At 69.5% G+C, this 8,507-nt stretch carries 6 protein-coding genes and 3 pseudogenes; 6 read left to right on the top strand and 3 right to left on the bottom strand.

The window, feature by feature from the left end:
* Positions 1–97 (bottom strand): annotated as a pseudogene (locus tag CCN51_RS58555) (RNA polymerase subunit sigma-70); the annotation flags it as partial.
* Between the two features lie 35 nt (positions 98–132).
* Positions 133–1,332, bottom strand: coding sequence for an NAD(P)/FAD-dependent oxidoreductase (locus tag CCN51_RS44320; protein WP_014179932.1), 1,200 nt, complete (start codon positions 1,330–1,332; stop codon positions 133–135).
* Positions 1,333–1,527: 195 nt separating this feature from the next.
* On the opposite strand from CCN51_RS44320, the gene CCN51_RS59455 reads away from it, so the two are divergent.
* Together CCN51_RS59455 and CCN51_RS44325 are read left to right on the top strand one after the other, a co-directional pair.
* Complete coding sequence (locus CCN51_RS59455) at positions 1,528–1,653, top strand: hypothetical protein (RefSeq protein WP_014179933.1); 126 nt, start codon at positions 1,528–1,530, stop codon at positions 1,651–1,653.
* Positions 1,654–2,584: 931 nt separating this feature from the next.
* Positions 2,585–3,788, top strand: a pseudogene (locus CCN51_RS44325) (RNA-guided endonuclease InsQ/TnpB family protein).
* A 34-nt stretch (positions 3,789–3,822) separates the two neighbouring features.
* Here the strand turns inward: CCN51_RS44325 and CCN51_RS44330 are convergent.
* Positions 3,823–4,095: pseudogene (locus CCN51_RS44330) on the bottom strand (PIN domain-containing protein); the annotation flags it as partial.
* Positions 4,096–4,097: 2 nt separating this feature from the next.
* On the opposite strand from CCN51_RS44330, the gene CCN51_RS44335 reads away from it, so the two are divergent.
* The 4 genes from CCN51_RS44335 to CCN51_RS44350 form a co-directional block, all read left to right on the top strand.
* Complete coding sequence (locus CCN51_RS44335) at positions 4,098–4,421, top strand: hypothetical protein (RefSeq protein ID WP_014179936.1); 324 nt, start codon at positions 4,098–4,100, stop codon at positions 4,419–4,421.
* A 100-nt stretch (positions 4,422–4,521) separates the two neighbouring features.
* Positions 4,522–5,112 carry a TetR/AcrR family transcriptional regulator gene (locus tag CCN51_RS44340; protein ID WP_014179937.1) on the top strand — a complete coding sequence of 197 codons (591 nt, stop codon included), beginning with the start codon at positions 4,522–4,524 and terminating at the stop codon, positions 5,110–5,112.
* A gap of 270 nt (positions 5,113–5,382) precedes the next feature.
* On the top strand, positions 5,383–7,683 hold the full coding sequence (locus CCN51_RS44345; protein WP_014179938.1) for an MMPL family transporter: 2,301 nt from the start codon (positions 5,383–5,385) through the stop codon (positions 7,681–7,683).
* Positions 7,684–7,815: 132 nt separating this feature from the next.
* Positions 7,816–8,507, top strand: a 692-nt coding sequence (locus CCN51_RS44350; protein ID WP_086860860.1) for a LuxR C-terminal-related transcriptional regulator, incomplete at its 3' end; no start/stop codon positions are given.

An 8,507-nucleotide genomic window follows, 5' to 3' on the forward strand; every position in this document is an offset into this window, starting at 1 on the left:
CGGCGGAGCCCAGCAGCCGGTACGCCAGCGAGGCCAGCCGGTTCCGGCTGGCCTCGAACCGACTGGTGTCGAAGCGATCAGTGGCGGTGCTGTCCACGCGGATCACCCTAGAACTAGGCAGACGCTGGTCGACTACGCGAACGCCTTCTCGACGGACGCATCCGGCGCGACGGCCAGGCGGCGCTTGCGCTTGGGCAGGCCGAAGGTCGGGTGCGAGGTGGTCCACAGCGACATCTTGAGGATGCCCGACTTGATCCGCGCGGCCTTCCGGCCGCCCACGTGCTTCGGCTTCGCCTGCCCTTCGTCGTCGACCATCTGTAGGATCCCGTCCCGCCGCCCGAGGCTGATGTGGTTGCCCAGGTACTCCAGCTTGGTGTTCGGGATCTTGCGGCCGGTCAGGCGTCCCACGATCGCGGCCGTGGCCTGCATGCCGGTATAGCCGGCCGAAGCGCAGGACATCGGCAACGGTCGGCCGTTGTCGCCGATGGCGTAGGCGCTGTCGCCGACGGCGTAGACGTTCGGGTAGGAGACCGACCGCATGATGCGATCGACGACGATCCGACCGTCCTCGGTGACCTCCAGCCCGCCGGCGGCGGCGATGGGGTCGACCGCGAACCCGGCCGTCCACACGGTCACGTCGGACGCCAGGACGGTGCCGTCGGCACACAGCACCCGCGCCGCTTCGACGGCTTCGACCTCGGTGTGCTCCAGGACTGTGATGCCCAGCCGGTCGCAGGCCTGGCGCAGGTGGCCGCGGGCTCCGGCGGAGAGCCGGGCGCCCAGCTCTCCGCGGGCGACCAGCGTCACCGACAGGCCGGGCCGGGATTCGGCGATCTCGGTGGCGGTCTCGATGCCGGTCAATCCGTCGCCGACGACCAGCACACTCCCGCCTTCGTCCCGCCTGCCCAGGCTGTCCAGGCGCTCGCGCAGGCGAAGCGCCGAGGGCCGGGCGGCGACGTCGAAGGCGTGCTCGGCCACGCCGGGGACGCCGCAGTCGTCGCCATGGCTGCCGAGCGCGTGGACGAGCGTGTCGTAGCCGAACTCGCCGCCGCCGTCGGCGCCGGCCACGGCGACGACCTGGCGCTGGGGGTCGACGGCGGTGACACGGGCCAGGCGCAGCTCTATCCCCGTGCCCGCGAAGACGTCGGCGAGCTGTGGAGCCTCGATCTCCTGGCCGGCCGCGAGCTGGTGCAGCCGCAGCCGCTGGACGAAGTCCGGCTCGGCGTTGATCACGGTGATCTCGGTGTCCGCCGGGGACAGCCGGCGGGCCAGGGTCCCGGCCACGTAGGACCCGGCATAGCCGGCGCCGAGGACGACGATGCGGTGCTTCATGTGTTGCTCCTGTCGGTTCGCTTGCTCCCGGTGAGTTGAGCGGGGCGGCGCCCCGATTGCTGACAGGAGCTACATGTGGCATAGGTCACAGAGCGACAGGAGCGCCGCCCAGCGATGCTCGCGACGCCGAGGCGGTGCAGATGCAGGCCGAGCTGAACGAGGTGATCTGATCGCCGCCGCCCGCCGAGGGGTCGTATGAGCGTCGCCTCCGACGGTCCCGGCACCCCGTTGGTCGTCGACGGTACGGGCATGCTCTGCGTCACCTTCGGGCAGCGGGTACGCGGCCTGCTCGCAGACCTCGGTGTCCCGGCCACGGCATGACCACGGCGACTGAGGTCCGCGTCGCTCCGACGGCCGGAACATGCTGAACGGGTATCGAACCTGTGGGCAGGTCTTCTAGCCTGCGATAACGACCGCCAAAGGCTCCGCCCGGAATACCGGGATGGGGCCCTTGCCCGTTGGAAGGCTGATCCGCTGCGCACGGGTTCGAGACCCAATCCTGAGCTGGCGCGATCGCTCGATGGTCCTGTGTCCCCTGTCCACACGCAACGGTGTCGGGACGCAGTCGGGACACAAGGGTAGGAACAGGCCGACAAAGACGGTGAGGCATTCACCTGGTGCACGCCATCCGACCAGCAAAAACGTCATGGATGGGCGCTGATCGGCAAGGGCCGCCAAGATCCACAAAGGACTCATAATCCGTCGGCCGTGGGTTCGAGTCCCACCCGCCCCACCACAGCCAGGCTCTGGCCTGCGGAAACGTCGCAGCGGGCGTGCGGATTCGGGACTTTGGGCCAACGGACTGAATCCGCTGCTCGTGAGTTCGACGCCGTGACCCTCAGGGTTGGTTGGCGCCGCTCTGGCCTCGGCGGCGGGGTCAGAGCAGTGTGTGGCTGTCGGCCACCGGGATGCTGTGCAACGACTGGTGGTCTACTGCCGCTGCCCGAGCTGGACGCCGGGGAGGGACGGGACGGACGAGACGTGCGCTCGGGGCCGCAGACTGGCGTCATGACGCCGGGCAACGCCGTCGTCCCGGTGAGAGGCTCGGGCTTCCGCTGTGTTTTCGCGGAGTTCTACCTTTGATCTTGCGCAGTGTGCCGCCCTTCAGGGCGGTGGTGAAGCGCATCCCGATATTGCTCTGACCCGCACGTGAGCATGGGTCGGCAGTGGTGGTCTCGGTCGGCTACACGGGGCGCTGCTGGTTCTCGATGTACTGGCGTACGACGGTCAGCAGCCTGCACAGGTCCAGCTCATGGACGGTCAGGCGCACGCGGCTCGCACCCTGTGGAACCTGCTGCACGACTGGTGGACCATGCTGCCCAAGGACAAGCGTTCCCTCGCGGCAGCGGACTCGGCGATCCGCCAGACCCCGCAAGGAGATCGACTGGCTCACCGTGCTGCCTGCCCAGGCCGCCCAGGCTGTGCTCAAGACGTACTTCCAGGCATGGAAGAACTGCTGGGAGGGCCGCGCGGGTGCCCCCGGGTTCAAAGCCCGCTTCCGCACTGTGATGTCCGTGGACATCCCCCAGGGCCGGGACCTGTGTATCACCCGGGTGCACCGCCGCTGGGGCATGGTCAACATCCCCAAGCTCGGCCGGGTCCGGTTCCGCTGGACCAAAGACCTGCCCACAGGAAAGCGCGCAGGCGCCGACAACCGGATCACCGGGGCCCGGCTGGTCAAAGACGCGCTCGGCTGGCACATAGCCTTCCGCGTCCAGACCCTCGAACCCACACCCGAACCACACACCGGCCCCGAAGTCGGCATCGACGTGGGCGTCACCATGCCACTCGCCCTCTCCGACGGCACGACATACGACCACCATGCATGGCTGACCGGGACGGAACAAGCCAAGCTGGGCCGGCTGGAACAGCGGGCCGCGCACCGCAAGAGCTTCCGCAGGCGGGGAGAGCGCACCTCTCGCCGTCTGCGGGCCACCTATGACCAGATCGCGGGAATCCGCGCGAGAGCCAAGCGCAGACACCTGGACTGGCGGCACAAGACCACCACCGCCATCGCCGCGAAGTACAGCGTGGTCGTGGTGGAAGACCTGAACATCACGAACATGGTCAAGAGCGCCAGGGGCACCGTGGAGAGGCCGGGGAAGAACGTCGCCCAGAAGTCCGGCCTCAACCGCGCCATCAGCGGCGAGGCATGGGGCCGCACGGTCGAGCTGCTGAGGTACAAGACCGCCCGCCATGGCGGCACTCTGCACAAGGTTCCCGCCCCCGGCACCTCCCAGCGCTGTTCGATGTGTGGGCTCACCACCCCGGGCAGCCGGGAGTCCCAGGCTGTGTTCGTGTGCAAGAACCCCGACTGCGGCTGGGTGGGCAACGCCGACCACAACGGAGCCCGGAACATCTTGCACCTGTACAGGATGGGCCTCGCGCTCATCCCGGCTGCCGGGAGGGCAGTCGTCAGGCGCCCACGCCGCGTCAAGCCCGCCACCGCAAGGTAGGTGGGAATCTCCCGGATTCATCCGGGAGAGCACTTCAATGCCTGAGGTCGATCATGCGGACCGGCTGCCCTGTCGTGCGGGCGATGGTTTCGAAGTCGCGGTTGCAGTGGAGCAGTGTGAGCCCCGCCTCCTCGGCGGCGGCGGCCACAAGAAGACCGACGGGACCCGCGCTGCGGTGCTCCCTCTTTGCGGTCAGTTGTTCCTGGACGGTGCGGGAGCGGCGGTAGGCGCCGTCCGGCATGGGGCACGAGGTGTAGTGGGCGTCGAGCGCCGCCTTCAAATGCGTACGGTCTGCGGCCGAACGGGCACGTGCTCGCCACCGGCCGCTACGCCGACGCCGTACAGGCCGATCACGGCGCCGCGGTGGCCCCGGGCGCCCGTGGAGTGCCGTTCACCGTCCTCGGCGACCGCTTCGCCATTCCCGGCGCGGCCGGCACCCGCCAGTACACCGCCGTCATCGACCAGGCTTGGGGCAGATCAATGGCTGACGCCTCCATGGCCCCGCCGCTGCGGCTCGTCGAGACCGGGCCGGACGGCGGCTGGTGCGATGCCGCGACCGGTATCTGTACGACCGTCGCGGCCGACCGGGAAGGCCCGCTCCCCGAGAGCGAAGCCGCCGCCAGCGGTATGTGACCCACGCCACTCAGGAAACGGCACCGTTTTCTCCGTGGTCTCGCTAACCTGATGCCATCCAAAGAAAACGGCACCGTTTTGCGCAGGGAAGGAGCAGGTCATGGCCGAGCAGTCCACCGCTCGCGGCAGCCGCTTCACCCCCCTGCGCGCGGCACAGCTCTACGACGCCGTGCTCGACCTCCTGCGGGAGGTCGGATACGAGGCCCTTTCGATGGAGGCCGTGGCCACCCGCGCACGGTTCAGCAAGGCCACCCTCTACCGCGACTGGGGAGGCAAGCCGCAACTGGTCGCCGCGGCCGTGGAGTTCCGCAGGCCGACACGCATCGACCTGATCGACACCGGTTCGCTGCGCGGCGACCTGTACGTGATGGTGGAGCACGCCGACGACAATCAACTCGCGCGGGACGCCGCTCTGCAACTGAGCGTGGGCCACGCGATCTACGACAACCCCGAACTCCGTCGCACCCTGAGAGAGGTGAGGCTCAACCCGGCCCTCGACGACATCGGCGCCATCCTCCGGCGTGGCGTCCACCGAGGCGAGGTCGCCGCGGACAACCCGGCGCTGGACCTCGTCCCGCCGATGCTGGTCAGCCTCATCGTCGCCCGCCCACTGCTGAGCGACACGGCGATGACCCAGGACGACCTCAGGCGGAGCATGGAAGCACTGGTCTTCCCCGCACTCGGTATCTGACCCGCCCGTATCCGGGTCCTCACGCACCGACCTCCCCCACCGTCGGCGTGTACCGCACACCTTTCCCGCCCGGCCTTCCCGCGCCGTCGGCTTCTCGCGCCCTGTCCGGCCAATGACGGCCCCGCGATGAGGCGCCCTTCCCTCTTTCCGCGTCCCCGCACAACCGCACACACCCCCACCTGACGCGCACCGCTCACGTCGTCGGGCCACCCCCGCACGCCCTCATGTCCTGACGGGCATTCCCAACGACCTGACCGAGAGAGCTCCACCATGGCTATATTCCTGTACAGACTGGGTAATACCGCCTTCCGGCGACGCCCCGTCGTCCTCCTCGTCTGGCTCGCCCTGCTGGGCGCGGCCATCATCGCCGCCCTCAGCGCGCCGGCTACGAAGGCACTGCCCTTCACCCTGCCCGGAGCGGAGTCCCAGAAAGCGTTCGACCTGCTGGACCAGCGGTTCCCCGGCTCCGCTTCGGACGGAGCGACCGCCCGGATCGTCTTCAAGGCCCCCGAGGGGCAGACGATGACCACCGCGGCCAACAAGGCCGAGGTGCAGAAGGTCACCGAGGAGATCGCGAGCGGCTCCGACCAGGTCGCCTCCGCCGTCGACCCCTACACCGCGGGGGCCATCAGCAAGGACGGCTCCACCGCGTACATCTCCGTCACCTACAAGGTGACCGCGGCCGAGGTCGGCTCCGACTCCCACGACGCGCTCGACAAGACCGTCGAGCAGGCGCGTGAGTCCGGGCTGACCGTGGAAGCCGGCGGAAACGCCGTCAAGGTGGCGTCCCACGGCGCGGCCGCCGAGGTCATCGGCGTGATCGTCGCGGCGATCGTCCTGGTCATCACCTTCGGCTCCCTGGTCGCCGCCGGACTGTCCCTGCTGACCGCGCTCATCGGCGTCGGCATCGGCTTCCTCACCCTCACCGCGCTGAACTCGCCCCTCGAACTGGGCGACAACGCAGGGGTGTTGGCCCTGATGCTGGGTCTGGCGGTCGGTATCGACTACGCGTTGTTCATCGTCTCCCGTTACCGGTCCGAACTCGCCGAGGGACACCCGAAGCAGGAGGCCGCCGCCCGCGCCACGGGCACTGCGGGATCCGCGGTGGTCTTCGCGGGCCTGACCGTGATCATCGCGCTGGCCGGACTCGCCGTGGTCAACATCCCGATGCTGACCAAGATGGGCCTGGCCGCCGCCGGATCCGTCACCATCGCGGTGATCATCGCCGTCACTCTCGTACCCGCCATGCTCGGCTTCGCCGGTGACCGTGTCCTGTCCAAGACCGGAAAGAACAAGGCCGGAAAGAACAAGGTCGCAAAGAGCAGGGCCGGAAGGAACAAGGCCGGGGAGAACGAGGCTGGAAAGAACGAGGAGGAGCCCGCGGCGGCGGACAGCACCGCGAAGGTCCCGATGGGTCTGCGCTGGGCGCAGTTCGTGCTCCGGCGCCCGGCTGCCGTCCTGCTCGCAGGTGTCGTCGGCCTAGGTGTGATCGCCATCCCGTCGGCCTCCATGACCCTGGGCCTGCCCGACGACGGGGCCCAGCCCTCCGACACCACCCAGCGCCGCGCCTACGACCTGCTCTCCGAGGGCTTCGGCGTCGGCTTCAACGGTCCCCTCGTCGTCGTGGTCGACGCCGCCGGGAGCGACGACCCGAAGACGGTCGCCTCCGAGGTGGTCAGCAGGATCAGCAAGCTCGACGACGTGGCTGCCGTCGCCCCGGCCCGCTTCAACCAGACCGGGAACACGGCGATCGTCACCACCATCCCGTCGTCCAAGCCCGCCTCCGAGGCCACCGAGAAGCTGGTCGAGCGCATCCGCGACACCGGCACGGCCATCGAGAAGGACACCGGCGCCCGGCTCCTGGTCACCGGCCAGACCGCGGTCAACGTCGACTTCTCCCAGAAGGTCAACGACTCCCTCATCCCCTACCTGGCCCTGGTCGTCGGACTCGCCTTCCTGCTGCTGATGGCCGTCTTCCGGTCCGTCCTCGTCCCGCTCAAGGCCGCACTCGGCTTCCTGCTCTCCGTTCTCGCCGCCCTCGGCGCGGTCGTCGCCGTCTTCCAATGGGGCTGGCTCGCGAGCGCGATCGGCGTGGAGGACACCGGGCCCATCATGAGCCTGATGCCGATCTTCATGGTCGGTATCGTCTTCGGCCTGGCCATGGACTACGAGGTCTTCCTGGTCACCCGCATGCGGGAGGCGTACGTCCACGGCGAGGGGCCGGCGCAGGCCGTCCTCACCGGCTTCCGCGACGGAGGACGCGTGGTCACCGCCGCCGCCGTCATCATGATCGCCGTCTTCTCCGGCTTCATCGGCGCCAGCGGGGCCATGATCAAGACGATCGGCTTCGGCCTCGCGGTCGCCGTCCTCTTCGACGCCTTCGTCGTCCGCATGGCCATCGTGCCCGCCGTCCTGGCACTGCTCGGCAAGTCCGCCTGGTGGCTGCCCACCTGGCTCGACAAGATCCTGCCGAACGTGGACGTCGAGGGCGAGAAACTCGCCAAGTCCCCGGCCCCGGAACCGGGTTCAGGACCGGGCGCTGATGACCACCCCCAGCCCGTCCGCGTCTGACCCGTACGTCGACGCCCCCGGGCACGCGCGTACAACGCCCGTGCCCGGGGCCTGACCGGACCGCCCTCGCGCACCCCGCACACCGCTCCCACCACCCTGTGGACGCCCACCCCCACACTGGAGCAGTCCGGCGTGATCACCGTCCTCCTCGCCGACCCCCACGCTCTGCACCGCCTCGGCCTGCGCACACTCCTCGGCCCCCGGCCCGGCCTGACCATCGCCGGCGAAGCGACCACCGGCGCCGAGACAGCCCGTATGCACGAGCGCCTCCGTCCGGATGTCGTACTGCTGGGCAGCGGCCTGCCTCCCACGGACGTCACCACGACCGTCCGCCGCCTCAGACAGACCCGCACCCCCGACTCCGGACCACCGCGGATTCTGGTCCTCAGCTCCGCACACCGCGACGAGCACGCCTACGACGTCCTGCGCGCCGGAGCCGACGGATTCCTCCCCGCCACCACAACCCCCGACGAACTGATCGCGGCCCTGTTCACCGTGGCCGCCGGAGACGCCGTCGTCTCGCCCGGCCTGGCCCGCGCCCTCATCCACGCCGTCCGCCATGGCCCCCGCCCCGAAGTCCCGATCGCGAAGGGCCGGCTGGAGGACCTCACCGAGCGCGAACGCGACATCCTGGTGGCCGTGGCCTCCGGCCGGTCCAACGCCGAGATCGCCGCACAGCTCTCCATCGCCACGACCACCGTCAAGTCCCACGTCAGCAGGATCCTCACCAAGATCGGAGCCCGTGCCCGCGTCCAGGCCGTGGTCTTCGCCTACGAATCCGGACTCGTACGGCCTCCCCTAACCCCTGCCGACCCCTCCCCCTC

Origin of the sequence: Streptomyces milbemycinicus (genome assembly GCF_002154605.1) — a bacterium.
Lineage (GTDB): Bacteria > Actinomycetota > Actinomycetes > Streptomycetales > Streptomycetaceae > Streptomyces > Streptomyces milbemycinicus.

What these genes read in the sequence shown, in the direction of transcription:
- CCN51_RS44320 (WP_014179932.1), bottom strand. Translation starts at nt 1,332, where the DNA reads ATGAAGCACCGCATCGTCGTCCTCGGCGCCGGCTATGCCGGGTCCTAC.
- CCN51_RS59455 (WP_014179933.1), top strand. Translation starts at nt 1,528, where the DNA reads ATGAGCGTCGCCTCCGACGGTCCCGGCACCCCGTTGGTCGTCGACGGT.
- CCN51_RS44340 (WP_014179937.1), top strand. Translation starts at nt 4,522, where the DNA reads ATGGCCGAGCAGTCCACCGCTCGCGGCAGCCGCTTCACCCCCCTGCGC.
- CCN51_RS44345 (WP_014179938.1), top strand. Translation starts at nt 5,383, where the DNA reads ATGGCTATATTCCTGTACAGACTGGGTAATACCGCCTTCCGGCGACGC.